This window comes from Arthrobacter sp. 01T425 (assembly GCF_056398725.1).
The window spans coordinates 139203-163901 of sequence record NZ_JBFTPY010000006.1 but is presented as its reverse complement, the minus strand read 5'-3'; the positions used below and the strand labels follow the sequence as shown (position 1 = coordinate 163901).

Sequence of the window (24699 nt, the reverse complement as noted above, 5' to 3'; positions counted from 1 at the left end):
GGCTAGGCTCCTGCCTGCTCTGGCGACAGTTTTGGTGCGCCGGAGGCACCGGTGGCCACCGCAACCGTCCGCTTCTCAATGCGTTTCTCGCCCTGCGGGGCAAGAACCACGCGCTGGACGAAGATCCCTGGGACGTGGACGTGCTCCGGGTCCAGCTCCCCCGGCTGCACGAGCTCCTCGACCTCGGCGATGGTGATCTTCCCTGCCATGGCGCACAGCGGGTTGAAGTTCATGGCCGTGGCGTGGAAGACGAGGTTGCCGTGGCGGTCACCCTTCCAGGCGTGCACGAGGCCGAAGTCCGGGGTCAGCGATTCCTCCAGCACGTACTCGGCGCCGTGGAAGCTGCGGACTTCCTTGGGCGCGGAGGCAATCGCGACGTTGCCCTCGGCGTCGTACTTCTGCGGCAGGCCGCCGTCGGACACCTGGGTGCCGACGCCGGCCGGGGTGTAGAACGCCGGGATACCCGCGCCGCCGGCGCGCAGCTTTTCGGCCAGCGTGCCCTGCGGGGTGAGGACCACCTCCAGCTCGCCGGAAAGGTATTGCCGGGCGAACTCCTTGTTCTCCCCCACGTAGGAGCTGATGGTGCGCCGGATCCGGCCGTCCTTGAGCAGGATCCCGAGGCCCCAGTCGTCGACGCCGCAGTTGTTGCTGACGGTTTCCAGGTCCGTGGCACCGCGCTCATGCAGGGCCTCGATCAGCGTCACGGGAATGCCGCACAGCCCGAACCCGCCGACGGCGAGGGAGGCGCCGTCGTGAATGTCCGCGACAGCCTCGGCGGCGCTGGCAACAACTTTGTTGATCATCGGTGATCCTTCCGGCCGGCTACAGTCCCAGTTCGCGGGCGATCAGCATCAGCTGGACCTCCGTGGTGCCCTCGCCGACTTCAAGGATCTTGGAGTCGCGGTAGTGGCGCGCCACGGTGAATTCGTTGATGAAGCCATAGCCGCCGAACACCTGGGTGGCGTCCCGCGCGTTGTCCATGGCTGCCTCGCCTGCGACCATCTTAGCGATGGCCGCCTGCGTCTTGAACGGCTTGCCGGCAAGCATCCGGGCGGCCGCGTCGTAGTAGGCCAGGCGGGCCGTGTGGGCGCGGGCTTCCATCCGGGCGATCTTGAATGCGATGGCCTGGTATTTGCCGATGTTCTGCCCGAACGCGCTGCGTTCCTTGGCGTATTTCACCGACTGGTCCACGCAGCCCTGGGCCGCGCCGACGGCCAGGGCCGCGATCGCGATCCGGCCTTCGTCCAGGATGGAGAGGAAGTTGGCGTAGCCGCGGCCCTGGGTGCCGAGCAGGTTTTCCTCGGGGACGTGGACGTTGTTGAACGTCAGCGGGTGGGTGTCCGAGGCGTTCCAGCCGACCTTGTTGTAGGCCTTTTCCGCGGTGAAGCCCGGAGTGTTGGTGGGCACCAGGATGGTGGAGATTTCCTTCTTGATGCTGCCGTCCGCGCGTTCCTCCTGGCCGGTCACCGCGGTGACGGTGACGAGCCTGGTGATGTCCGTGCCGGAGTTGGTGATGAACTCCTTGTTGCCGTTGATGACCCACTCACCACCGCCCAGCTTGGCGGTGGTCTTGGTGCCGCCGGCGTCCGAGCCGGCTTCCGGCTCGGTCAGGCCGAAGCCGGCGAGCGCCTTGCCGGAGGCCAGCAGCGGCAGCCATTCCTGCTTCTGCGCCTCATTCCCGAAGCGGTGGATCGGCATCGCACCGAGCGAGACGCCGGCCTCGAGGGTGATCGCGACAGACTGGTCCACCCGGCCGAGCTGTTCCAGGGCCAGGGCCAGGGCGAAGTAGTCCCCGCCCATGCCGCCGAACTCCTCCGGGAACGGCAGGCCGAACAGGCCCATGTCCGCCATCTGGGAGACGACCTCGTAGGGGAAGCTGTGCTCTTCGTCGTGCTTGGCGGAGACCGGGGCCACCACTTCGTCGGCGAATTCGCGGACGGTGTCGCTAAGGATCTGGTAGTCCTCGCTGAGTTCAAAATCTGCCATGGGGTGACTCCTGTTTCTGAGGTACATCGGTGGTCTGTTGAAAGGTGTTGAGTGTGCCGGGGTTGGTGTGCCGTGGTGGAGGCGGTGGGATCAGTGCGGTTCGGTCATTCGGCCGCGCCCATCGCGATGACGGCTTCCTCGATCGTGTCCTCCGCTTTCGAGGGTTCAGTCGGAACAGCGGGGTGGATCGTTGCCACCACCTGATCGGCCTTGACGAGGTCGCCGGAGCCGACGCTGATGTGGACGGTTCCGTCCAGGGGCGCCACGAGCTGGTGCTCCATCTTCATGGCTTCCACCGAGAGCAGGACCTGGCCGGCCTCCACGGCGTCGCCGTTGCCGACGGACACCGACACCACGGTGCCGGGCATCGGCGAGCGCACCGCCGGGTCGGCGGCGCCTTCCTCGCGTTCGATCGCGGCCAGCACCCGGGCGAGCCGGGTCTCCCGGGTGAGCACCTCGAGCCGGCAGGACCAGCCCTCGTTGCCGAGGAACACTTCCGTTGGCATCGGGTTGCCGGGGCCAGGGGGGACGGGCCCGCGGTGGACAGGCGCCAGCGCGTAGCTGCGGGATTCGTCGCCCAGAGTCAACTCCGCGGTGCCTCGCTTGGTGGACCGAAATGATGCCGGGCGTCGCGGGCCGCCGTGGACTGCCACGGTCGCCGTCCCCCGCGCCAAGGAGCCGGATACCTGCACCGTGGCGATACCGCCGTCGGGGGTCCCCAGGCTGATCCGGCGCGGGGCAGCTGCACCGAGCCGCCACCCGTTACCGAGATGCCAGGGGCCTGTCCCGGCGTCCTGCGTTTCATGCCCGTGCATCGCAGCGGCGAAGACGGCAGCAGCGGCCACCTCGAAGTCGCCCGGGTGCCGGAAGGAGAACTCCGGCATTTTCCGTTCGATCAGGCCGGTGTCGAGCCGTCCGGCGCGGACGTCGGCGTCGTTGATCAGCAGCCGCAGGTATTCGACGTTGGTGTCGATGCCCAGCGCGGTATACCCGGCGAGCGCCTCATCGAGGGTGTCCAAAGCCTCAGCCCGGTCCTCGCCCCACGCGATGACCTTGGAAATCATCGGGTCGTAGCTGCTCGAGATTTGGAGGCCCTCCAGCAGGGCCGAGTCGACACGGACCTTGCCACTCGCGGTGTCCGGCAGTTCGTCCAGCAGCACGACCTGTCCGATGGACGGCAGGAAGTTCTTCTCTGGCACCTCAGCGTAGACGCGTGCCTCCACCGAGTGGCCGGTCAGCACGACGTCGGCCTGGGTCACCGTGAGTTCCTCGCCGGCGGCGATGCGCACCTGCCATTCGACGAGGTCAATGCCGGTGACCATCTCGGTGACGGGGTGTTCGACCTGCAGGCGGGTGTTCATCTCCATGAAGAAGAACTCGTCCGGGGCGGCGTCCGAGACCAGGAATTCCACGGTCCCGGCGCCGGAGTAGTGGACGCTGCGCGCGGCCTGGCAGGCGGCTTCGCCGATCCGGGCGCGGATCTCCGCTCCGTCGGGCAGGGATTCCAGCAGCGGGGACGGTGCTTCCTCGATGACCTTCTGGTGGCGGCGCTGCAGCGAGCACTCGCGCTCCCCGAGGTGGATGACGTTGCCGTGGTTGTCCGCCAGGATCTGGACCTCGATGTGCCGCGGGGTGAGCACGAGCCGTTCCAGGAACAAGGTGTCGTCGCCGAAAGCACTCGCGGCGACCCGGCGTGCGGTGGCCAGGGTGGCTTCCAGGTCCTCGGCGCGTTCGACGATGTGCATGCCCTTGCCGCCGCCGCCGGCGGAGGGCTTGATCAGCAACGGGAAGCCGACGCCGGCCGCGGCCTCGATCAGCCGCGCGTCGGTCATGCCGGGTTCAGCGATGCCCGGGACCACGGGGACGCCGTAGCCGGTGACGTGGTTCTTGGAGCGGATCTTGTCGCCCATGACGTTCAGGGATTCGACGCCGGGGCCGATGAACGTGATGCCGGCGGCTTCGAGGGCGCGGGCAAAGTCGACGTTCTCGCTCAGGAAGCCGTAGCCGGGGTGCACGGCCTCGGCGCCGGTGTCGCGGCAGGCCTGGATGATGGCCTCGATCTTGAGGTAGCTCTCGGTGGCCGCGGCGGGCCCGATCCGGACCGCCAAGTCGGCTTCCCGCACGTGCCGCGCGTCGGCGTCGGCGTCGGAATAGACGGCGACCGAACGGATGCCGAGGGCGCGCAGGGTCCGGATGACGCGGCAGGCGATTTCGCCGCGGTTGGCGACGAGCACGGTGCCGAACAGCGGGGTGCCGGTTGTGGGGGTGGCTGGAGGGGTGGCCACGGAAGGCGTGGTGGGCGAAGAGATGGTCGGCGAAGAAAGATTCATGGCTGGCTCACATCCGGAAGAGGCCGAAGGAGGTCTCCGGCAGCGGGGTGCGGGAGACGACGTCGAGCGCCAGTCCCAGGACGGTGCGGGTGTCCGCGGGGTCGATCACGCCGTCGTCCCAGAGGCGGGCGGTGGAGTAGTAGGGGCTGCCCTGGTCCTCGTACTGGGCCTTGATCGGGGCCTTGAAGGCTTCCTCGTCCGCGGCGGACCATTCCTCGCCGCGGGCCTCGTACTGGTCCCGCTTCACGGTGGCGAGCACGCTGGAGGCCTGGTTGCCGCCCATGACGGAGATCCGCGACGCCGGCCACATCCAGAGGAAGCGCGGGGAGTAGGCGCGTCCGCACATTGAGTAGTTGCCGGCGCCGAAGGACCCGCCGATCACGACGGTCAACTTGGGGACCCTGGCGGTGGCGACGGCGGTGACCATCTTGGCGCCGTTCTTGGCGATGCCGCCCTGCTCGTAGTCCTTGCCGACCATGAAGCCGGAGAGGTTCTGCAGGAAGATCAGCGGGATCCCGCGCTGGTCGCACAGTTCGATGAAGTGCGCGCCCTTGAGCGAGGACTCGCTGAACAGCACGCCGTTGTTCGCCACGATGCCCACCGGGTGGCCGTGCAGCTTGGCGAAGCCCGTGACCAGGGTGGTGCCGTAGTTCTTCTTGAACTCGTGGAACCGGCTGCCGTCGACCAGCCGGGCGATGACCTCACGCACGTCGTACTGGGCGTTGACGTCCGTGGGCACGGCACCGTAGAGCTCATCCGGGTCGGCAACGGGCTCGACGACGGTGTCCACGTCCCAGACTGGCGCGGAGGGCTTCGGCAGGGTGGAGACGATGTCCCGGACGATCTGGAGGGCATGCTCATCGTTCTCGGCCAGGTGGTCCGTGACCCCGGAGATCTTCGAGTGCACGTCGCCTCCGCCGAGTTCCTCCGCCGTGACGATCTCGCCGATCGCGGCCTTCACCAGCGGCGGGCCGCCCAGGAAGATGGTGCCCTGGTTGCGGACAATCACGGTCTCGTCGCTCATCGCGGGGACGTAGGCGCCGCCGGCGGTGCAGGAGCCCATGACCGAGGCGATCTGCGGGATCTTCGCCGCGGACATCCTCGCCTGGTTGAAGAAGATCCGGCCGAAGTGTTCCTTGTCCGGGAAGACCTCGTCCTGCTTGGGCAGGAACGCCCCGCCGGAGTCCACGAGGTAGATGCAGGGCAGCCGGTTCTCCAGGGCGATTTCCTGCGCGCGGAGGTGCTTCTTCACCGTCATCGGATAATAGGTGCCGCCTTTGACCGTGGCGTCGTTGGAAATGACCAGCACCTGGCGGCCGTGCACCAGCCCGATGCCGGCAATGACGCCGGCACCGGGCGAGTCGCCGTCGTACATGCCGTCCGCGGCCAGCGGGGCGATCTCCAGGAAGGGGCTGCCATCGTCGAGCAGCTGGTCAATGCGCTCGCGCGGCAGGAGCTTGCCGCGCGCCACGTGGCGTTCCCGGGACTTCGCGGGCCCGCCCAGCGCGGCGGTGGCGAGCCGTTCCCTCAGCTCGCCGGCCAGCCCCAGTTGGGCCTCCCGGTTCGCGGCGTAGGCGGTGCTCGTCGCATCCACCCGGCTGGCGATTGTCTCCATTGACTGTTTCCGTTCCCTGACCGGCGCGGACTTGCGCGCCGGAGCGGCAACTCAGGCCGCCCGACTATTTCGGTTAGTACCGCATAACTGAGATTTAGGTTAGTCTCTATTAACTGTGATGTCCAACACAGGGATCATTTTGTAAAGAGGGGATGCGCCGGTGACCGAGCCCAGCCAGACTGCCCAGCTTCCGTCAGCGCAGGCAGCCCCGCCCCAGGCAGCCTCAACCCAGCGCAGCCAGGCCAAGGCGAACAGACGGCAGGCCCTCCTGTCCGCCGCCGCTGCGCTCTTTGCCCTGGAGGGCTTCAACCGCGTTTCCCTGGAGGATCTCGGGGCCGCGGCCGGCGTCAGCGGACCGGCGGTCTACCGTCACTTCGCCGGCAAGCAGGCCGTCCTCGGCGCCCTGCTGCTCAGTGTCAGCCAGGACCTGCTCGACGGCGGCCGCAGGGTGGTGGCCGATTCCGACGGCGATCTGGCGGCGTTGGGCGGGCTGGTGGCCTTCCACGTCGACTTTGCGCTGAGCAACCCGGACGTCATCCGGGTCCAGGACCAGGACTTCAGCAACCTGGCCGGCGAGGACCAGGCCGAGGTCCGCACGCTTCAGCGCAACTATGTTGAACTCTGGGTGGACGTGCTGGCCGGACTGCACGAGGGCACGGAGGCCGCCGAACTGCGGATGCGCGCGCATGCCACGTTCGGGCTGATCAACTCGACCCCGCACTCGGTGCGCAGCCACGGGCGCCGGATCGGGGTCCGCCGCGCGAGGCCGCTGCTGGAAAGCATGGCGCTGGCCGCGCTCCTGGCACCGGCTCCCACCGAGCCGCTCGGCTAAGCAACTCCCCCCGCCCCGGGCGCCCTCCCGGGTCCACGTGTCCACCGCCCACGTGTCCACCCCATGGCGACTTAGGCACGGAGACGCCGTCAACGGGGCCGCCGCCGTCGAAATTGTCCTCCATGCGCCCCGGGACGGCGACAACCCCGCCCAAAGGAGCCCGCACACCACGAAGCTGCCGGCTGCCCCTTCCTTTCGGACGGGGCAGCCGGCAGCTGTGTAGAGGGACCTAGACCATCGCGAGGACCATGCCCGGATCGGCCAGCATGGCGCCGAGGTCCTGGAGGAACCGCGAGCCCTGCTCGCCGTCGACCAGACGGTGGTCGAAAGACAGGCTGAGCGTCATGACCTGGCGCAGCGCGACCTCGTCCTTGTACTCCCACGGCATCTTCCGGACCGCGCCGAGGGCCAGGATGGCTGCCTCGCCCGGATTCAGGATGGGCGTGCCGGCGTCAATGCCGAAGACGCCGATGTTCGTGATGGAGATCGTGCCGCCGGAGAGCGCCTCAGGGCTTGTCTTCCCGGCCCGGGCCGTGTCCGTCAGTTCCGTCAGGGCCAAGGAGAGATCCATGAGGGACATCCGGTCCGCGTCCTTGATGTTCGGAACCGTCAGCCCCCGCGGGGTCGCGGCCGCGATGCCCAGGTTCACGTAGTTGAACTGGACGATCTCCTGGTTGGCCTCGTCCCAGCGGGCGTTGAGGGTCGGGTGGTTGCGCAACGCAATCAGCACGGCCTTGGACACGAGCGTCAGCGGGGTGAGCTTGTACCCGGCGAACGCGCGACTGGCCTTGAGCCGTGCCAGCAGCTCCATCGTGGGCGTGACGTCGACGGTCAGGAACTCGGTGACGTGCGGCGCGGTGAAGGCACTGGCCACCATGGCGGCGGCCGTGAACTTCCGCACGCCCTTGATCGGCGTGCGGGTCTCGCGCTCGCCCGGGGCCCGGACAAGCCCTGCGGCCTGCGCCGTCGCACCGGCGGGCTCCTGGGCGGCCGCGGGCAGGTCCCCGCCGCCGACGAAGTTCAGCACATCGTCGCGGGTGATGAGCCCGCGCTCCCCGGTACCGGGCACGGCCTCAAGGTCGACGCCGAGATCCTTGGCCAGCTTGCGCACCGGAGGCGTGGACCGCGGGCGCTCCCCCGCCGCGGATGCCGCCGAGGTTTCGACCGGCTTGGATTCGGCCGGCGCAGAGACGGCCGGTTCAGCAGCACGTACTGGTGCCACCGGCTCTGCCGCGACGGCCGGAGGGGCCGCCGGGGCCGCGAAGGTGCGGGCGCGGCGGGCCGGACGGCCGGACGCTTCCAGGACCGCGCCATAGCCCACGAGGTTCGGCTCACGCTTGCCGCCTGCGGCCCCGTCCGCACCAGCACCGCCGCCGGAACCGGCGGCGCCGTCGTCGCCCTCGATCTCGAAGGAGACGATCGGCTTCCCGACCTCAACAACGGTGCCGGGCTGTTCGTGCAGGGCCGCGACGACGCCGGCAAACGGCGAGGGCAGCTCGACGACGGCCTTGGCCGTCTCTACCTCGGCGATGATCTGGTTGAGGGTGACGGTGTCCCCTACCGCGACCTTCCAGGCGACGATTTCCGATTCCGTCAGTCCCTCGCCGAGGTCCGGGAGCCTGAATTCCTTGATCATGGTGGCGCTCATCCTTCCAGCCCGCTGAGGGAGTTGGGGCGGCCGAGGGCACGGTCGACGCCGTCGAGAATCCTGTCAAGGCCCGGCAGGTGGTGCATTTCCAGCTTGGAGTAAGGGTAGGGAACATCGAAGCCGGTCACGCGGACGGGAGCGGCCTCGAGGTGGTAGAAGCAGCGCTCGGTGATGCTCGCGGCGACTTCGGCGCCGAGGCCGCCGGACTGGCTGGCCTCGTGCGTGATGACCAGACGGCCGGTCTTGCGGACCGAGGCCTCAAGTGTGGCGAAGTCCAGCGGTGCCAGCGAGCGCAGGTCGATGACCTCAACCGAGATGCCTTCGTCGGCGGCCGCCATGGCGGCGTCGCGGGCGGTCTTGACCAGCGGGCCATAGGCCACGAGGGTGACGTCCGTGCCCTCGGTGACAACACGGGCCTTTTCCATGGACAGGGCAGAGCTCAGGTCGACGCTCTCGTCCACCTCGCCCTTGTCGTGGTAGCGCCGCTTGGGCTCGAAGTACAGGACGGGATCGTCGGAGGCGATGGCTTGCTGGATCATGGTGTAGGCGTCCTGGGGGTTGGACACGCTGATCACGCGCAGCCCCGAGGTGTGGGTGAAGTAGGCCTCGGGCGATTCCGAGTGGTGCTCCGGCGAGCCGATGCCGCCGCCGAACGGGACGCGGATGGTGATGGGCATCTTGACCGCGCCCTGGGTGCGGTAGTGCATCTTGGCGACCTGGCTGACGATCTGGTCGAACGCCGGGTAGATGAAGCCGTCGAACTGGATCTCCACCACCGGACGGTACCCGCGGTATGCCAGGCCGACGGCGGTGCCCATGATGCCCGATTCGGCGAGCGGGGTGTCCACGACGCGGTGCTTGCCGAAGTCTTTCTGCAGCCCGTCGGTGACACGGAAGACACCGCCAAGGGCGCCGATGTCCTCGCCCATCAGGACCACCTTGGGATCGTTTTCGAGGGACTTGCGCAGGCCCGAATTGATGGCTCGGGCAAAGGTCATCTGCGTCATCAGCGTGCACCTTCTTCAGAAGCGGCTTCTGCGGGATCGCCGAAGGAAGCCAGGTAACGGGAGTAGTGCTCCTGCTGGCGGTCCAGCCAGGAGTTGGGCGTGCTGTACACGTGCTTGAAGATATCCAGCGGCTGCGGCTCGGGCATGTTGATGGTGCCGGCCCGGAGTTCCTTGGCCACTGCGTCAGCTTGCGCGGCGACGGCGGCCTCGAGGTCCGCGGTCAGCAGTCCCTTGCGCTCGAGCAGCGACTTCATCCGGCTGATCGGGTCCTTGGCGGCCCAGTCTTCGAGTTCGTTGGCATCCCGGTAGCGGGTGGGGTCGTCCGCCGTCGTGTGCGGGCCCATCCGGTAGGTCACGGCCTCGATGAAGGTGGGGCCGCCGCCGCGCCGGGCACGGTCCAGGGCAATGCGGGTGGCTGCCATGACGGCGAGGACATCGTTGCCGTCGACCCGCATGCTGGGGATGCCGAAGCCTGAGGCGCGGTCCGCGAGCTGGATGTGCGACTGCAGCCGGACGGGTTCGGAAATGGCCCAGTGGTTGTTCTGGCAGATGAAGACGACGGGCGCCTGGAAGCTCGCGGCGAAGACCATGGCTTCGTTGACGTCGCCTTCGCTCGTGGCGCCGTCGCCGAAGTAGGCCACGGCGACACAGTCGGCGCCGTCGTTCTGGATGCCCATGGCGTAGCCCGTGGCGTGCAGGCTCTGCGCGCCGATGATGATCTGCTGGGTGGCAACGTTGACGGTGAACGGGTCCCAGCCGGCGGAGGCGTTGCCACGCCAGGCACGGACGAGGTCCTCCGGCTTCACTCCCCGGCAGTAGGCGACACCGTTGTCGCGGTAGCTGGGGAAGACAAAGTCGTCCTCGCGGAGGGCGCGGGCCGAGCCGATCTGGGATGCTTCCTGGCCGAGCAGTGGCGGCCACAGTGCCAGTTCGCCCTGCCGCTGGAGGGCTGTGGCTTCAGCATCGATCCGGCGGATGACCACCATGTCCTCATAGAGCGCGCAGAGCTGCTCATCGCTGACGTCCTGGAGCCAGGGATCGAACTCGGGATGGCTGATGCGCTCGCCCGCCGGGGTGATGAGCTGGACGAGGTCGCCGCCCGTCCGCCTCATAGAATTTTCACTGTTTCCGGGGCCCCCGGCGGCAATGCCGCCCTTGCCCGCGTCGTCGGTAAACACTGTTGTCCGCACCTTCTGACGTCGTCTGACCGGAACTCGCAGGACTCGTGATCCCGCGGCGCGCCAGCCGCCCGGGCGCCGTTGCCCCGGATAATTGTGACCCTACTCACAATGCTCATCGGGTACAACCACCCGCAAAAATGTTGAGCATTATGCACTGTTTGACGTTCGCCAACCGTGCTAATCTTGCGCATTATGCAAACCTTGGATGGCACTGACACCCGCCTGCTTTCGGCCATGGCGCGGGACCCCCGGCGGACCGTGGTTGCCCTCGCCCAGAAGCTCGGACTCTCGCGCAATACGGTGCAGGCCAGGATGGCCCAGCTGGAGAAGAAGCACGTGTTCCTCTCCTTCGAGCGGCGGATCAACCCGGTGTCCCTGGGGTACCCGCTGATGGCTTTCATCTCCGTCCACGTCCAGCAGCAGAAGCTCGGACCCCTCGCCGTCGAGCTCGCCGGGATTCCGGAAATCCTGGAGGGCTACGGCCTGACGGGCTCGGCCGATCTGCTCCTGCGGGTGGTGGCGCTCGACGCCGAGGACCTGTTCCGGATCAACGGCAAGATACTGGCGTGCGACGGCGTGGACCGGACCGATACCGCACTGGCGATGGGCGAGCTGATCCCGTTCCGGATCCAGCCCCTGCTGGAGCGCGGATCCGCCGATAACTGATCCGCTTTTCATCTGTGCCGTGGGCGGCCGCGGCGCTAGGCTGTGTCCGTTGGGTCCCCCTGAGTCCTTGGGTCCGCGCACGCGGCCCAGTGCAACAGGCAGTGGCTTGTCTGGACTGCCGGAAAGGCTTGAACCGTGAGCAGTCCCGAGGAACCACACCGCCCGGTACCGCCGCAGCCCGGGCATGAGCCTGCAGCCGGCCACCCGGCGCCCGGCCAGCCGCCCGTTCCGTACTACGCCCCGCCGCCCGGGCCACCCGCCGACGCCGCGGTGCCCAACTACGCGGCACCCAGCTACCCGCCACCCGCGACCGGCGCGGCACCCAGCTACCCGCCACCCGCCGACGGCGCACCTCCGTACTACGGCGGTCCGGGGCAGCCGCCGCCCTACTACGGCGGCGCCGCCCTGCCGCCCCCGAAAAAGAGCCGCAAGGCCCTGTGGATTGTCCTCGGGATCGTCGGCGGTGTGCTCCTGCTGGTAAGTGCCGGCGCCGTCGTCCTGCTCAACGTGGTGGGCGGAGCCACCAACCAGGCACGGGGCATCGCTGACGATTTCACGAAGATGCTCATCGCCGGTGAGGTCAGCACCGCCTACGAGAAGTACCTGGATCCGGCCCTCATGCGGAAGATTTCGCCGGAGGAGTTCGCCGCGGGGGTGCAGAGCCTGGAGCTTGACGGCAGCTGTAAACCGAACTTTTCAAGCCTCAACGTCAGCTCCAACAACGGCTCCAACGCCGCCGACGTGGCCGGAACGATCGACTGCGACACGAAAAGTGTGGAGCTGGCCTACCGTTTCGAGGGCCACGACGAGCTGAAGATGGTGAACATTCGGCTGAGGCCTCAGCGCTGACCTCGAAAAACCCTGTCGAAGCGCCCATCCACAGAGAAGCTCCCGTGCTGCTGCACGGGAGCTTCTCTGCTGGTGCAGCCTTCCTAGTGGTTGGTAGCCTTTTCGGCGCCCACCCCGGTCAGGGAACGGACCTCCATTTCGGCCTGCTTTGTGGCGTCTTCCTTCCGCTTGTCCAGGACGGTGCCCAGCCAGCCCAGGAAGAACGCGAGCGGGATGGAGACGATGCCCGGGTTGCTCAGCGGGAAGATGGCGAAGTTGGCGCCGGGGATCATCGACGTCTTGGCCCCGGAGACCACCGGGGAGAGCGCAATCAGGATGATGGCCGCGGACAATCCGCCGTACATGCTCCACAGGGCTCCCTGGGTGGTGAACCGGCGCCAGAACAGCGAGTAGAGGATGGTCGGAAGGTTGGCGGAGGCAGCCACGGCGAAGGCGAGCGCGACGAGGAACGCGACATTTTGTCCGTTGGCGAAGATGCCGCCGGCGATGGCCAGCAGCCCGATCACCACCACGGTGCGGCGGGCAACCTTGACCTCGGTGGCGGCGTCGGCCTTCCCCTTGGCGATGACGCTGGCGTAGATGTCGTGGGCGAAGGATGCCGCCGCGGTGATCGTCAGGCCGGCGACGACGGCCAGGATGGTCGCGAAGGCCACCGCCGAGATGAAGCCCAGGAGCAGCGGACCGCCGAGGTGGAAGGCGAGCAGCGGCGCGGCCGAATTGACGCCGCCCGGGGCTGCCTTGATGGTGTCGGCACCCACCAGCGCAGCCGCGCCGTAGCCCAGGACCAGGGTGAACAGGTAGAAGATGCCGATGAGCCAGATGGACCACACCACCGACTTTCGGGCTTCCTTTGCGGTCGGAACCGTGTAGAAACGCATCAGCACGTGCGGCAGGGCTGCGGTGCCGAGCACCAGGGCCAGGCCGAGGGACAGGAAGTCGACCTTGGAGGTCTCCGTCTTGCCGTACTGCAGTCCCGGGTTGAGCAGGTTCGGGTTGCCCGAGGTTTCCACCGCGCCGCCCAGCAGGTCGGAGAGGTTGAAGCCGTAGATCGCGAGGACCCAGAAGGTCATGACGGCCGCTCCGGCGATCAGGAGCATGGCCTTGATGATCTGCACCCAGGTGGTGCCCTTCATGCCGCCGATCAGGACGTACATGATCATCAGGGCGCCGACGACGATGATCACCAGGGCTTGTCCGCCCCAGTCGCTGATGCCCAGGAGCAGCGAGATGAGGCTGCCGGCACCAGCCATCTGGGCCAGCAGGTAGAAGAAGCAGACGGCCAGCGTGGAGATGGCTGCCGCGATGCGCACGGGGCGCTGCTTGAGCCGGAAGGAGAGGACATCGGCCATGGTGAACTTGCCGGTGTTGCGGAGCAGTTCGGCGACAAGCAGCAAGGCGACGAGCCAGGCGACGAGGAAGCCGATGGAGTACATGAAGCCGTCGTAGCCGTTGATGGCGATGGCTCCGGTGATGCCGAGGAAGGACGCTGCGGAGAGGTAGTCGCCGGCGATGGCGGTGCCGTTCTGCGGGCCTGTGAAGGAACGTCCGGCGGCGTAGTAGTCGGCTGCCGTCTTGTTGTTGCGGCTGGCCCTGATCACGATGACCATGGTGATCGCGACGAAGAGGGCGAAGATGCCCATGTTCAGCAGGGTGGTGTCTTTGAGATCTGCAACGTTTACTGCGGGAACCATGAGTGTCATTTTGCTGTCCCCCCAACCGGGTTGCCGTGCTTGTCGAATTCGTGCCCCTCGATTTCCTGGCGGATCGCGGAGGCAATGGGGTCCAGCTTGCGGTTCGAGTAGCTGACGTACCAGCCGGTGATCGCGAACGTGGAGACGAACTGCAGCAGGCCCAGGATCAGGCCGACGTTGATGTTGCCCCAAAGCTTGATCGACATGAATCCGACCGCGTAGTCGGCCAGCAGGACATAGGCGAAGTACCAGAGCAGAAAGGCAATGGAGAGCGGGAAGACAAAGCTGCGGTGACGGGTGCGCAGTTCCTGGAACTGCTCCGTCGACTGGACTTCCTTGAAGTCCACGGCCGCCGCAGCGTCCGTTTCTTGGGCGTCGTGACCCATCGGTTCCTCCTCATTGAGACTGGTGAGTCCACACCGGTTGCCGTGGTCTGCGCGGGACGCACCCTGCAACCCATCCTGCCGATGTGACTGCAATCACTGTGCACCGTGACGTGGGCTACCTACCACAGCCGGGGCAGCCTGCGTCGCTCAGCGGTCCCGGCGCTGCGCCAAACGGCGCCCGATACACCTGTTTCGCGGCCATCGGTGTCCGGGCACGTGCCAGAGCCGTCAGCCCCGGCACCGGCGGTAGGCTGGGCATCATGCCGGACTCTCCCCTGTTCACCGCCGCCGCCGTCGCGGTGATCGCCATGGCGATCACGGTGGTCGTCGCCGTCGGGCTCCAGGTCCTCCGCTCCTTCCGCGACCTCGGCACCGATGCCGAGCGCGCCACTTACACGACGCTCCACGCCGCGTCCCGGGCCGGCCAGTACCTGCGGACCGGCCTGAACCCTGCCGGTGCGGCCAAGGCCAGCCGGCAACTGCGCAGCATCCTGGGCTGCGATGCCCTCGCCATCACCGACACAACCGGCGTGCTCGCGTGGGACGGCGCCGCCGAGGAGCTCAAGCCTGCCCTGATGGGGCTCGCGTCAAAAGTGTTCGACGGCGGCCACCTCGCCGTCATTCCGGCGGGCGAACTCCAGCTCCTGGCCGCTGGCGTCGGCGGCATGACGCTGGCGCCGGAGGTGGAGCGCGCCGTCGTGATCGCCCCGATCAAAACCGGCACGCGTGTGGTGGGTGTGGTGGCCGCCTTCGCGCCGGCCGCCGGGGCGGGACTGGTCCGCGCCACCGGGGAGGTGGCTGACTGGGTGGCCACGCAGGTGGAACTGGCCGAGCTCGACGCCTCCCGCACGCTCCTGATGGAAGCCGAGGTCCGCGCCCTCCGCGCCCAGATCAGTCCGCACTTCATCTACAACTCGCTCAACGCGATCGCATCCTTCATCAACACGGATCCGGTCCGGGCGCGCGAGCTCGTGGTGGAGTTCGCCGATTTCACCCGCTACTCCTTCCGCCGCCACGGCGACTTCACCACCCTGGCCGAGGAACTGCGCTGCATCGACCGCTACCTGCTCCTGGAGCGGGCCCGGTTCGGGGACCGCGTCCAGGTCAGCCTGCGGATCGCTCCCGAGGTGCTCAGCACCGTGATCCCCTTCCTGAGCCTGCAGCCGCTCGTGGAAAACGCGGTCCGGCACGGGCTGGAGGCCAAGGAGGGCCCGGGCCACATCTCCATCACTGCGAATGACTCCGGTGCCTTCGCGGAAGTGACGATCGAGGACGACGGCGTGGGCATGGACCCCGACCAGCTGCGCGCTGTCCTTGCCGGGCACAGCGACGGCGACCACGTCGGGCTGCGCAACGTCGACGCCCGCCTGCGCCAGGTGTACGGCGACGACAACGGCCTCGTGATCGAGACCGCGCCCGGCGAAGGCACCCTGATCACGATGCGCGTCCCCAAGTCCCAGCCCCGGCACGATGCCTGATTCCGGTCGGGCAAGAATGCCTGCGGCAGTACGCTAGAGCCATGATTAACGTCCTCGTCGCCGACGACGAGCTCCCCGCCGTTGAGGAACTGGCCTTCCTGCTCGGCCGGGATGACCGGATCGGCGCCATCCACCGGGCTTCCTCGGGCGCCGAGGCCCTGCGTGCCCTCGAGGCCGAAGACGTCGACGCCGTGTTCCTCGACATCCACATGCCGGCGCTGTCCGGGCTGGACATTGCGCGGGCCATCTCCCGCAGCGCCCGCCCGCCCGCCGTCGTTTTCGTCACTGCCGACGAGGACTGCGCGCTGGAGGCCTTCGAGCTCGCGGCCGTGGACTACCTCCTCAAGCCCGTGCGGGCCGAAAGGCTGGCAAAGTCGATCGGACGCATCAGCGAACTGCTCAAGGATGGTGCCCCTGCACCCGAAATGATCACCGTGGACCTGGGCGGGACCACCAAAATGATCCGTCGCGAGGACGTGACCTACGTCCAGGCGCAGGGTGATTACGCCCGGCTGCACACCGCCGATGCCAGCTACCTCATCAGGGTTCCGCTGGCGGACCTCGAACAGCAGTGGGCCGACGCCGGATTCGTCCGCATCCACCGCTCCTACCTGATCGCGCTGAGCCACGTCAGCCACTTGAAGCTCGCCGCAGCGCGGCCCAGCGTCACCGTGGCTGGAGCCGAACTGCCTATCAGCCGCCGGCACCTGCCTGCTGTCCGGGAAAAGCTCGGCGCAACCCGTATCCGGCCGCAGGCATGACGCGGGTCCGGGTCACGGCGCCGCGCAGCGTCACACCAAACAGCGCCACACCAAACGGCACCGCACCAAACAGCACCGCAGCAAACAGCGCCGCCCTGAACGGCGGGCGCTCCGCGGCAGCCTCCCGCGAAGCGGAGGAGGAGACCGACGCCGGGCAGTTGTTCGTCCGTTCGCTCATCCGGTCCCAGCTCCGGCTGGGCCTCGTGGTGGCCCTGGGATTCCTGCTGATCATGCTCGCCTTCCCGCTGATGCTGGGGCTGGTCCCCGGCCTGGCGGACTCCACGATTGCCGGCCTTCCCTTCGACTGGGTCCTGCTGGGGGCCGGGATCTATCCCGTGATCGGCCTCAGTGCCTGGCTGTACGTGCGGACCGCGGCCAGGAACGAGGCCCGCTACCGGGACCTCGCCGGCGACAAATGACCGAACAGGTGAGGACCCACGTGAACGGCCCGGCGGGCGGCCACGTACGGGGCCCGGTGGGCGGCCACCCACGCGGCCGGGTGAACGGCCGGTGAACCCCGTCGTCGGCGTCGCGGCGTTCGCCGCCGTCTCCCTCGCCACGGCTGTGATTGGTTTCTACGGGTTACGGATCTCGCGCACCACCGGGGACTTCTACGTGGCGTCCCGGACGGTCAAGCCGTGGTGGAACGCCTCAGCAATCGGCGGGGAGTACCTCTCGGCCGCGAGCTTCCTGGGGGTCGCCGGGCTCATCCTGCTCTCCGGTACCGACGCCCTGTGGTATCCGGTGGGGTACACGGCCGGATACCTGATGCTGCTCTTGTTCGTCGCCGCTCCCCTGCGCCGCTCGGGCGCCTACACGATCCCTGACTTCACCGAGGCACGCCTCGATTCGCGTGCCGTCCGCCGCGTCACAAGCCTGGTGGTGGTCCTGGTCGGCTGGCTCTACATCGTCCCGCAACTCCACGGCGCCGCCCTGGCCATCCGGATCACCACCGGGCTGCCGGCGTGGGTAGGCCCGGTGGCGGTGGTCGCCGTCGTCTGCATCACCGTGGTGGCGGGCGGGATGCGCTCCATCACGTTTGTCCAGGCGTTCCAGTACTGGCTGAAACTGACGGCGGTGGCGGTGCCCATCGTGTTCATGCTGCTGGTGCTGGGCGGCAACAGCTCCCCGGCGGAGGCAGCCCCCGCGGTGAATCCGACGGCGCTGGCACCCTCGGGCCCCTATCAGGTCATTTCGCTGCTCGTGGCCCTGCTCTTCGGAACCCTCGGCCTGCCGCACGTGCTGGTCCGGTTCTACACAAATCCGGACGGACAGTCGGCCCGCCGCACCACCCTGATTGTCCTGGGCCTGCTCTCGGTCTTCTATCTGTTCCCCACGGCCTACGGCATGATCGGCCGGGCCTACGCCCCCGACCTCGCCCAAAGCGGGCCGGCCGATGCCCTGGTGCTGCTGCTGCCTGGCCGCCTGGTGGGCGGGGCGGCCGGCGACCTGCTCTCTGCGCTGGTGGTGGCGGGGGCGTTTGGGGCGTTCCTGTCGACGACGTCGGGCCTGGTGGTCTCTCTGGCCGGCGTTATCAGCCAGGACGTGTTCGGCGGCAGCGTGCGGGGCTTCCGGCTGGCAGCGCTGATCTCGGCGCTGGTGCCTCTGGGAATCGCGTCGATGACCGAGTCGCTGGCACTGGCCGGCAGCGTGGGGCTCGTGTTTGCCTTTACCGCGTCCACGATCTGCCCTGTCCTGCTGCTGGGCATTTGGTGGCGGGGACTGACGGACGCCGGGGCTATCGCGGGCATGGCGACCGGCGGCGTGCTCTGCGGCAGCGCGATGGTGGCCGGCTCGGTGCTGGGTGCTGCGCAGACGCCGTCGTGGCTGGCGCAACCGGCCGCATGGACGGTGCCGGCCGCGTTCGCCGTCACGATCCTGGTGTCGCGGGCCACGCGGGGCCGGGTGCCGCGGACAATGACACGGCTGATGACCCGGCTGCACACCCCGGAACGGCCGCTCGCGACGGAACGGTGACCCTGGCGGGGCTCCGGGCGGGGCGTGACTAGTCGATGGCCGCCATGAGCTCGACGGCGCGCTCCAGGAATGCGTCGACCTGGCTTTCCTCGTAGCCCTCCCGGCCCACGGCGGGACGGAACACGGCGCGCCGGACGTTGTCCACGCTCAGCGGCTGGTCCTCCTCGAGGTAGCCGATCAGCTCGTGGCAGAGGTCGTCGACGTCGGTGGTGTTGTAGCTGCGGGCCTTGGGCTTGGACGGGCGCCGGAAGCGCTGGCCGTCCGGGCGGTGCAGGCGCCCGCGCAGGACGCCCGCGAGCCGGCCGATTTCGCGCAGCCAGGCATCCTCGCCGCGTTCGGCAACGAGCTCATCGCGCTCGCGCCTGGCGAGGGCGTCTTCGAGCCGGTCCAGCGCGGCGTCCACGCCGGCGGCGGCGTAGCCGCCCTTCACGGGATCGAAGGACACGGCGCGGACGTCCGAGCTCTTGATGGCGCGGGAGGCCGAGGACGGAGCTTCGAATGACACCCGTGCGCGCTGCAGGAAATCGTCGACCTGCCTGGCGTTGTAGCCATACTGGTTCCGCTGCACGCGGTCAAAAGACGCAGGAATCTGCCGTTGAATGTCCACTGTTACTTTGTTCCTTTGATGCCGTTCGGCTGGTTTGCTCGGCACCATTCTAGGCGCCGGAAGTGCTGGTCCGGTGCTTCTAGGCGGCGGTGAGGGCCGAGAACAGGATGAACGCCACCGGCGAGGCGAAGACAATCGAGTCCAGCCGGTCCATGACGCCTCCGTGTCCGGGGAGGATGCTGCTCATGTCCTTGATGCCGAGCTCGCGCTTGACCATGGATTCGGCGAGGTCGCCGGCGGTGGCGGCTGCCACCATGCCCACGGCGAGCACGACGCCGAACCACCACGGTTCGCCCAGCACGAAGATCATGGCGAGCACGCCCACGACGACGGCCCCGGCGATCGAGCCGGCGAAGCCTTCCCAGGTCTTCTTGGGGCTGATCTTGGGGGCCATCGGATGCTTGCCCAGGGAGGCGCCCACGAGGTAACCGAAGGTGTCGTTGGCCACCACCAAAAGCAGCAGGGTCGCGATTTCCCACGCACCCGCCGGAATCACCCCGTCAGGCCACAGGCCTACCGGCGTCTCGCCGTCGGCGGTGTGCAGCAGCAGCGCCGCAAAGCTGATCAGGAACGGCACCCAGGACAGGGTGAAGACCCCTGCGAAAATGCTCCGCGCCGAACCGGCGGCGCCCTCCAGGGTCCGCCACAACAGCACCGCCACGCTGCTGACGAGCATGGCGAAGAGCAGGCTTTCGAGGCCGCCGAAGTAGGCGGCGATCGGCATGGCGACCGTGCCGACCATCACCGGCACGATCGGCAGGCGGGTGCCTGCGGCCTCCAGCGCACGGAAGATCTCCCAGACGCCGAAGATCGCAAAGGTGGCGGTCACCAGGACGAAGCCCAGCGGGAGGAACAGCAGGCCGCCGAGGACGCATACCAGCATGCCTACGCCCACCACCGTGGCGGCGGGCAGGTTCCGGCCCGCTTTGGGCGTTGGGTTCTCGCGCTGCTTCCCCCGCCTCCGGGCGCGCGGCCCGGAGGCCTCCTGTGCCTGATTCATCAGACCTCGAGCAGCTCAGCTTCCTTGCGCTTGAGCAGCTCGTCGATCCCGTCCACGTGTGCCTTGGTCATGGCGTCGAGTTCCTTCTCACCGCGCGCGCCTTCGTCTTCGCCGGCGTCGCCGTCCTTGACGAGCTTGTCCAGCGTTTCCTTCGCTTTACGGCGGATGTTGCGGATGGACACCTTCGCGTCCTCACCCTTGGACTTGACGATCTTGACGTATTCCTTACGCCGTTCGGACGTCAGCTCGGGAATGGTGATCCGGATGACGTTGCCGTCGTTGGACGGGTTGGCGCCGACCTCGGAGTCGCTGAGGGCACGTTCGATGTCGCGCAGGGCCGTCTTGTCGTACGGGGTGACGAGGATGGTGCGGGCATCCGGGACCGCAAAGGAGGCCAGCTGCTGCAGCGGCGTCGGCGTGCCGTAGTACTCGACGATGACCTTGTTGTACAGGCCAGGCGTCGCGCGGCCGGTCCGGATCGAGGCGAAGTCTTCCTTGGCTACCTCAACTGCCTTGTCCATCTTGTCCCCGGCTTCGAGCAAGGTTTCTTCGATCACGGTCTCTCCTCAGAAATTGGTGCGTCCCGGGGGCCGGGGCGCGGCACGTCTTCTTTGTGCGCCTGCCGTATTCCGCCGGGCGCTTTTGTCTTCCGCCTGGCGGCGGAAAGGTCCTGAAAACATCCTAGCCGTTGCTAGGGGGTGACGACGGTGCCCAGGTCTTCGCCCCGGATGGCGCGGGTGACGTTGCCCTCGCCTTCCATGCCGAAGACCACCATTGTGAGGTTGTTGTCCTTGCACATGGTCATCGCGGTCTGGTCCATCACGCGGATGTCGCGGCGGAGGGCGTCGTCGTAGCTGAGGCGGTGCAGTTTCTCCGCCGTCGGGTCCTTCTTCGGGTCGGCGGTGTAGACGCCGTCGACGCCGCTCTTGGCCATCAGGACGACGTCGGCGTGGACCTCCATGGCGCGCTGGGCGGCCACGGTGTCCGTGGAGAAGTACGGCAGGCCGGCGCCGGCGCCGAAGATGACAACCCGGCCCTTTTCCATGTGGCGGATGGCGCGGCGGGGGATGTAGGCCTCGGCGACCTGGCCCATGGTGATGGCGCTCTGCACGCGCGTTTCCACCCCGGCCTGCTCAAGGAAGTCCTGGAGCGCGAGGCAGTTCATGACGGTTCCGAGCATGCCCATATAGTCGGCGCGGGAGCGGTCCATGCCGCTCTGGGACAGTTCGGCGCCGCGGAAGAAGTTGCCTCCGCCGACGACGATTGCGACCTCCACATCGGGAACTGCGGCGGCGATCTGCTTGGCCACGCCGCGGACGGTATCCGGGTCGACGCCCAGTTTCCCACCGCCGAAGACCTCGCCGGAGAGCTTCAAGAGGACGCGGCGCCTGTTCTTCTTTGGCTGGGCTGAAGTGGTGACGGTTTCCATGGTGCCTTCCCGTTGGTGAACTCTGAGTTAGGTTATCGTGCTGGGCGCCCAAGGAGGCATTCCGGCCGTGACCGGAAACGGTGCCTCACGGGTGCATGCAAAAGGGGTGGCCACCGTGGTGACCACCCCCTTAGCGTGTCTGGCTAGTGCCTGACTGGTGTCTGGCCAGTCTGACTAGGAACCGACGCGGAAGCGCGTGAAGGCAGTTGCCTTGACGCCGGCTTCTTCGAGGACCTGTGCGACAGACTTCTTGGCATCCTTGGCGAATGCCTGGTCAACGAGGACCTCGCCCTTGTAGAAGCCGGTAACGCGGCCTTCGACGATCTTGGTCATCGCGGCTTCGGGCTTGCCCTCGGCCTTGGCCGTTTCCTCGGCGATGCGGCGCTCGGACTCGACGAGCTCGGCCGGAACGTCCCCACGGGTGAGGTAGTTCGGAGCCATGGCGGCGACGTGAACGGCGACGTCGTGGGCTGCGGTGGCAGCCGCTTCGCCTTCGCCGTCAACAGCGAACAGCACGCCGACCTGGGCCGGGAGGTCCTTGGAGGTCTTGTGCAGGTAAGCGTCGACCGTGGCGCCCTCGATGCGGGAGATGCGGCGGACAACAACCTTCTCGCCCAGAACGGCGCCCTCTTCGATGACGACCTCGGACAGCGGCTTGCCGTCGACCTCGGTGGCGAGCAGGGTCTCGAGGTCGGCAGCGCCGGACTCGACGGCCACAGCCAGGACCTTGTCGGCCAGCTGGATGAACTTGTCAGCCTTCGCGACGAAGTCGGTCTCGCAGTTGACTTCGATCATCACGCCGACGCCGTTGGCGACCTTGGCGGCAACCAGGCCTTCGGCGGTGGAGCGGCCTTCGCGCTTGGTGGCGCCCTTCAGGCCCTTGATGCGGATGATTTCGATGGCCTTCTCGGCGTCACCGTTGGCTTCGTCAAGAGCCTTCTTGACATCCATCATGCCGGCGCCAGTGCGCTCGCGCAGAGCCTTGATATCAGCGGCAGTGTAGTTCGCCATGTGAACCCCTCTGTCTAGAAATTTATGTGGTGTACGGACCGACAGGACGGCTGCTCACCGAGTGAGCGGCCATCCTGTCGGTACCCCCTATGCAGCTGAGCGCATGTGGGGAGATCCAGATTTACTTGTCTGACTACTTGGCTTCGTCGGCGGCCGGTGCTTCTTCAGCAGCCGGTGCGTCCTCAGCGGCCGGAGCAGCTTCGGCGGCCGGTGCTTCGTCAGCAGCCGGTGCAGCCTCAGCGGCGGGCGCTGCAGCAGCTTCAGCCTTGTTGCCTTCGAGGAGCTCGCGCTCCCACTCGGCCAGCGGCTCTTCCGGAGCTTCCGTGGTGCCGGTGGCGCGCTGGTTACGGGCGATGAGGCCCTCAGCAACGGCGTCGGCGACAACGCGGGTCAGCAGGTTGACGGAGCGGATGGCGTCGTCGTTACCCGGGATCGGGAAGTCGACTTCGTCGGGATCGCAGTTGGTGTCCAGGATGGCCACAACCGGGATGTTCAGCTTCTTGGCCTCGTCGACAGCAAGGTGTTCCTTCTTGGTGTCGACGATCCACAGCGCGGACGGCGCCTTGGTCAGGTTGCGGATACCACCGAGGTTGGTTTCCAGCTTGGTGAGTTCGCGGCGAAGGAGCAGCAGTTCCTTCTTGGTGTAAGCCGAACCGGCGACGTCGTCGAAGTCGATCTCTTCGAGTTCCTTCATGCGCTGGATGCGCTTGGAGACCGTCTGGAAGTTGGTCAGCATACCGCCGAGCCAACGCTGGTTGACGTACGGCTGGCCAACGCGGGTGGCCTGCTCGGCGATGGATTCCTGCGCCTGCTTCTTGGTGCCGACGAAGAGAACGGTGCCGCCGTGTGCAACGGTGGCCTTCACGAACTCGTAGGCACGGTCGATGTAGGACAGCGACTGCTGCAGGTCAATGATGTAGATACCGTTGCGCTCCGTGAAGATGAAGCGCTTCATCTTCGGGTTCCAACGGCGGGTCTGGTGTCCAAAGTGGACGCCGCTGTCAAGCAGCTGGCGCATAGTTACGACGGGCATGCCGACGCTCCTTCCGGCAGGTCATTCATGAGAGAGCCCATGGCCCTCTTACCCTGCCAATAGTTGACGGTTGTTTAGCATTCGCCCGGGGCGGGCGTTGCTCCTAGCATCCACTGCACTTCCCATCCGCGCCATATGGACATGCCATGTGGAACGGACCGCAGGAGGCGCAGTCCTCCGCACCGGAAGTTTCAGGCTTCTTTTGAGGAGGGCTGGATACGCGTAGTCAGCTGCTGCTCCCCCGCACCCCTGAATGAGGCGTGCCGGCTTCGGCAATCACGAATATCGCGACTTACAAGCGTGAGGGCACAGCAAACTGCTCCACCAAGTGTACTACAGCGACCCCGCCCAGGAGGACGGTTTTGCCACGGCAGCGGTGCGGGGTTCGGGGGCTTTGGCGGGGGCCGGCGGGCACCTTATCCACATAGCCATGGCGGGAGATTCCGCCCGGGGTGCTGCCTTGACAGGCTGGGGCCATGAAGCTCCCACTTGGCCTGCGGGCATTGCTCCTGGCAGCACAGCTCCTGGCGGCATTGTTCCTGGCCACGTTCCTGGCACCTCCCCCCATCACCGTCGACGCCGATGTCTCCGCCGCTGCCCATGTCTCCGCCGCCGACGCCGACGCTACAGACGCCGGCTACGCCGCCGCCCGCTCCGGCCCCACAGATGCCGGCTACTCCGCCATTGCCGCCCGGGCTGCGATTTCCTCCGGCCGGGGCTCCCCGAGGGCGGGGCCGGTCCCTGCGCCTGCCTGGAGCTGGCCGCTGAGCCCGCGGCCGGCGGTGCTCCGCGCCTTCGATCCCCCGGCCAAGCCGTGGCTCAGCGGTCACCGCGGCGTCGATCTTGAGGCGGCCTTCGATGGCGCCCCCCTCAAGTCGCCCGCCGCCGGGACGGTGAGCTTTGTCGGGACGGTGGTGGACCGGCCGGTCATCACGATCGATCACGGCAACGGGCTGCGCAGCAGTTTCGAGCCGGTGGCGAGTTCACTGAGGGCAGGGTCCGCCGTGGCGGAGGGCGATGTCCTGGGGCAGGTGCAGACCGGCCACTGCGGCCCGGCCCCGCCCTGCCTCCACTGGGGCGTCCGCCGCGGCGAAGACTACGTCAACCCGCTGGCTTTCGTGATGGACCTTCGGCCGTCGGTTCTGCTCCCGCCCCTGAATCCGGGTCCGTGATGCAGCATTTGGCGCCGTCTTTGATGCGCGGATCGTCCAT

General features: G+C 67.5%; 23 protein-coding genes. 8 read left to right on the top strand and 15 right to left on the bottom strand.

What is annotated here, in order from left to right; translation table 11 throughout:
* Positions 1-2: 2 nt before the first annotated feature.
* From AC1DNG_RS09445 to AC1DNG_RS09430, 4 genes are all read right to left on the bottom strand, one after another.
* On the bottom strand, positions 3-803 hold the full coding sequence (locus AC1DNG_RS09445) for a CoA transferase subunit A (RefSeq protein ID WP_476856466.1): 801 nt from the start codon (positions 801-803) through the stop codon (positions 3-5).
* Positions 804-822: 19 nt separating this feature from the next.
* The gene (locus AC1DNG_RS09440) at positions 823-1986 is read right to left on the bottom strand and encodes an acyl-CoA dehydrogenase family protein (protein ID WP_223914042.1); all 1164 of its coding nucleotides are present in this window, start codon (positions 1984-1986) and stop codon (positions 823-825) included.
* 104 nt (positions 1987-2090) lie between these two features.
* Entirely contained in the window at positions 2091-4316 is a 2226-nt protein-coding gene (locus tag AC1DNG_RS09435; protein WP_476887216.1) for an acetyl/propionyl/methylcrotonyl-CoA carboxylase subunit alpha, read from the bottom strand.
* Positions 4317-4323: 7 nt separating this feature from the next.
* Positions 4324-5931: a carboxyl transferase domain-containing protein gene (locus AC1DNG_RS09430; RefSeq protein ID WP_476887215.1), complete on the bottom strand. Its 1608-nt coding sequence runs from the start codon at positions 5929-5931 to the stop codon at positions 4324-4326.
* A 160-nt stretch (positions 5932-6091) separates the two neighbouring features.
* Between AC1DNG_RS09430 and AC1DNG_RS09425 the strand changes: the two genes are divergently transcribed.
* Entirely contained in the window at positions 6092-6763 is a 672-nt protein-coding gene (locus tag AC1DNG_RS09425) for an SACE_7040 family transcriptional regulator (protein ID WP_476856469.1), read from the top strand.
* A 229-nt stretch (positions 6764-6992) separates the two neighbouring features.
* Here the strand turns inward: AC1DNG_RS09425 and AC1DNG_RS09420 are convergent, their stop codons facing one another.
* Genes AC1DNG_RS09420 through pdhA form a run of 3 tightly spaced genes read right to left on the bottom strand, consistent with a single transcriptional unit; the run spans position 6993 to position 10596 of the window.
* A complete protein-coding gene (locus AC1DNG_RS09420; protein ID WP_476887214.1) occupies positions 6993-8411 on the bottom strand; it encodes a dihydrolipoamide acetyltransferase family protein in 1419 nt (472 codons plus the stop codon).
* On the bottom strand, positions 8408-9418 hold the full coding sequence (locus AC1DNG_RS09415; RefSeq protein WP_476849401.1) for an alpha-ketoacid dehydrogenase subunit beta: 1011 nt from the start codon (positions 9416-9418) through the stop codon (positions 8408-8410). Before AC1DNG_RS09415 ends, AC1DNG_RS09420 begins: the two co-directional genes overlap by 4 nt.
* Positions 9418-10596 carry a pyruvate dehydrogenase (acetyl-transferring) E1 component subunit alpha gene (gene pdhA, locus AC1DNG_RS09410; RefSeq protein WP_374706662.1) on the bottom strand — a complete coding sequence of 393 codons (1179 nt, stop codon included), beginning with the start codon at positions 10594-10596 and terminating at the stop codon, positions 9418-9420. The genes AC1DNG_RS09415 and pdhA overlap by 1 nt, the downstream gene beginning before the upstream one ends.
* A 195-nt stretch (positions 10597-10791) precedes the next feature.
* On the opposite strand from pdhA, the gene AC1DNG_RS09405 reads away from it, so the two are divergent.
* Together AC1DNG_RS09405 and AC1DNG_RS09400 are read left to right on the top strand one after the other, a co-directional pair.
* Positions 10792-11265, top strand: a complete 474-nt coding sequence (locus AC1DNG_RS09405) for an Lrp/AsnC family transcriptional regulator (protein WP_026266622.1) — start codon at positions 10792-10794, stop codon at positions 11263-11265.
* A 135-nt stretch (positions 11266-11400) separates the two neighbouring features.
* Positions 11401-12114 carry a hypothetical protein gene (locus AC1DNG_RS09400; protein ID WP_476856472.1) on the top strand — a complete coding sequence of 238 codons (714 nt, stop codon included), beginning with the start codon at positions 11401-11403 and terminating at the stop codon, positions 12112-12114.
* 83 nt (positions 12115-12197) lie between these two features.
* On the opposite strand, the gene AC1DNG_RS09395 is transcribed toward AC1DNG_RS09400, so the two are convergent.
* Both AC1DNG_RS09395 and AC1DNG_RS09390 read right to left on the bottom strand, forming a co-directional pair.
* Complete coding sequence (locus tag AC1DNG_RS09395) at positions 12198-13814, bottom strand: solute symporter family protein (RefSeq protein ID WP_026266623.1); 1617 nt, start codon at positions 13812-13814, stop codon at positions 12198-12200.
* On the bottom strand, positions 13811-14191 hold the full coding sequence (locus AC1DNG_RS09390; RefSeq protein ID WP_476856474.1) for a DUF485 domain-containing protein: 381 nt from the start codon (positions 14189-14191) through the stop codon (positions 13811-13813). Before AC1DNG_RS09390 ends, AC1DNG_RS09395 begins: the two co-directional genes overlap by 4 nt.
* Positions 14192-14451: 260 nt before the next feature.
* Between AC1DNG_RS09390 and AC1DNG_RS09385 the strand changes: the two genes are divergently transcribed.
* The 4 genes from AC1DNG_RS09385 (at position 14452) to AC1DNG_RS09370 (ending at position 18407) form a co-directional block, all read left to right on the top strand.
* On the top strand, positions 14452-15669 hold the full coding sequence (locus AC1DNG_RS09385) for a sensor histidine kinase (protein ID WP_476856475.1): 1218 nt from the start codon (positions 14452-14454) through the stop codon (positions 15667-15669).
* 41 nt (positions 15670-15710) lie between these two features.
* Positions 15711-16430 carry a LytR/AlgR family response regulator transcription factor gene (locus tag AC1DNG_RS09380; protein WP_476856476.1) on the top strand — a complete coding sequence of 240 codons (720 nt, stop codon included), beginning with the start codon at positions 15711-15713 and terminating at the stop codon, positions 16428-16430.
* Complete coding sequence (locus AC1DNG_RS09375) at positions 16427-16849, top strand: DUF485 domain-containing protein (protein WP_230012025.1); 423 nt, start codon at positions 16427-16429, stop codon at positions 16847-16849. Before AC1DNG_RS09380 ends, AC1DNG_RS09375 begins: the two co-directional genes overlap by 4 nt.
* A 91-nt stretch (positions 16850-16940) precedes the next feature.
* Entirely contained in the window at positions 16941-18407 is a 1467-nt protein-coding gene (locus AC1DNG_RS09370; protein ID WP_476887213.1) for a sodium/solute symporter, read from the top strand.
* 28 nt (positions 18408-18435) lie between these two features.
* On the opposite strand, the gene AC1DNG_RS09365 is transcribed toward AC1DNG_RS09370, so the two are convergent.
* The 6 genes from AC1DNG_RS09365 to rpsB form a co-directional block, all read right to left on the bottom strand.
* The gene (locus AC1DNG_RS09365) at positions 18436-19062 is read right to left on the bottom strand and encodes a DivIVA domain-containing protein (RefSeq protein ID WP_051082302.1); all 627 of its coding nucleotides are present in this window, start codon (positions 19060-19062) and stop codon (positions 18436-18438) included.
* Positions 19063-19093: 31 nt separating this feature from the next.
* Positions 19094-20014 (bottom strand): phosphatidate cytidylyltransferase, encoded by a 921-nt coding sequence (locus AC1DNG_RS09360; protein WP_079551459.1) that lies wholly within the window; start codon positions 20012-20014, stop codon positions 19094-19096.
* Positions 20014-20571 (bottom strand): ribosome recycling factor, encoded by a 558-nt coding sequence (frr, locus tag AC1DNG_RS09355; protein ID WP_018774548.1) that lies wholly within the window; start codon positions 20569-20571, stop codon positions 20014-20016. Before frr ends, AC1DNG_RS09360 begins: the two co-directional genes overlap by 1 nt.
* Before the next feature lie 134 nt (positions 20572-20705).
* Positions 20706-21443 (bottom strand): UMP kinase, encoded by a 738-nt coding sequence (gene pyrH / locus AC1DNG_RS09350; protein WP_018774549.1) that lies wholly within the window; start codon positions 21441-21443, stop codon positions 20706-20708.
* Between the two features lie 174 nt (positions 21444-21617).
* Positions 21618-22454, bottom strand: coding sequence for a translation elongation factor Ts (gene tsf, locus AC1DNG_RS09345; RefSeq protein ID WP_476887212.1), 837 nt, complete (start codon positions 22452-22454; stop codon positions 21618-21620).
* A 133-nt stretch (positions 22455-22587) separates the two neighbouring features.
* On the bottom strand, positions 22588-23487 hold the full coding sequence (gene rpsB, locus AC1DNG_RS09340) for a 30S ribosomal protein S2 (RefSeq protein WP_476849393.1): 900 nt from the start codon (positions 23485-23487) through the stop codon (positions 22588-22590).
* A 476-nt stretch (positions 23488-23963) separates the two neighbouring features.
* Between rpsB and AC1DNG_RS09335 the strand changes: the two genes are divergently transcribed.
* Positions 23964-24659, top strand: coding sequence for a M23 family metallopeptidase (locus AC1DNG_RS09335; protein WP_476887211.1), 696 nt, complete (start codon positions 23964-23966; stop codon positions 24657-24659).
* The last annotated feature ends 40 nt before the right edge of the window (positions 24660-24699 follow it).

Excerpts from the sequence above, each read along its gene's own strand:
- AC1DNG_RS09445 (WP_476856466.1), bottom strand. The coding sequence starts at position 803 with ATGATCAACAAAGTTGTTGCCAGCGCCGCCGAGGCTGTCGCGGACATT.
- AC1DNG_RS09440 (WP_223914042.1), bottom strand. The coding sequence starts at position 1,986 with ATGGCAGATTTTGAACTCAGCGAGGACTACCAGATCCTTAGCGACACC.
- AC1DNG_RS09435 (WP_476887216.1), bottom strand. The coding sequence starts at position 4,316 with ATGAATCTTTCTTCGCCGACCATCTCTTCGCCCACCACGCCTTCCGTG.
- AC1DNG_RS09430 (WP_476887215.1), bottom strand. The coding sequence starts at position 5,931 with ATGGAGACAATCGCCAGCCGGGTGGATGCGACGAGCACCGCCTACGCC.
- AC1DNG_RS09420 (WP_476887214.1), bottom strand. The coding sequence starts at position 8,411 with ATGAGCGCCACCATGATCAAGGAATTCAGGCTCCCGGACCTCGGCGAG.
- AC1DNG_RS09415 (WP_476849401.1), bottom strand. The coding sequence starts at position 9,418 with ATGACGCAGATGACCTTTGCCCGAGCCATCAATTCGGGCCTGCGCAAG.
- AC1DNG_RS09405 (WP_026266622.1), top strand. The coding sequence starts at position 10,792 with ATGCAAACCTTGGATGGCACTGACACCCGCCTGCTTTCGGCCATGGCG.
- AC1DNG_RS09395 (WP_026266623.1), bottom strand. The coding sequence starts at position 13,814 with ATGACACTCATGGTTCCCGCAGTAAACGTTGCAGATCTCAAAGACACC.
- AC1DNG_RS09390 (WP_476856474.1), bottom strand. The coding sequence starts at position 14,191 with ATGGGTCACGACGCCCAAGAAACGGACGCTGCGGCGGCCGTGGACTTC.
- AC1DNG_RS09385 (WP_476856475.1), top strand. The coding sequence starts at position 14,452 with ATGCCGGACTCTCCCCTGTTCACCGCCGCCGCCGTCGCGGTGATCGCC.
- AC1DNG_RS09380 (WP_476856476.1), top strand. The coding sequence starts at position 15,711 with ATGATTAACGTCCTCGTCGCCGACGACGAGCTCCCCGCCGTTGAGGAA.
- AC1DNG_RS09375 (WP_230012025.1), top strand. The coding sequence starts at position 16,427 with ATGACGCGGGTCCGGGTCACGGCGCCGCGCAGCGTCACACCAAACAGC.
- AC1DNG_RS09365 (WP_051082302.1), bottom strand. The coding sequence starts at position 19,062 with ATGGTGCCGAGCAAACCAGCCGAACGGCATCAAAGGAACAAAGTAACA.
- AC1DNG_RS09360 (WP_079551459.1), bottom strand. The coding sequence starts at position 20,014 with ATGAATCAGGCACAGGAGGCCTCCGGGCCGCGCGCCCGGAGGCGGGGG.
- pyrH (WP_018774549.1), bottom strand. The coding sequence starts at position 21,443 with ATGGAAACCGTCACCACTTCAGCCCAGCCAAAGAAGAACAGGCGCCGC.
- tsf (WP_476887212.1), bottom strand. The coding sequence starts at position 22,454 with ATGGCGAACTACACTGCCGCTGATATCAAGGCTCTGCGCGAGCGCACT.
- rpsB (WP_476849393.1), bottom strand. The coding sequence starts at position 23,487 with ATGCCCGTCGTAACTATGCGCCAGCTGCTTGACAGCGGCGTCCACTTT.
- AC1DNG_RS09335 (WP_476887211.1), top strand. The coding sequence starts at position 23,964 with ATGAAGCTCCCACTTGGCCTGCGGGCATTGCTCCTGGCAGCACAGCTC.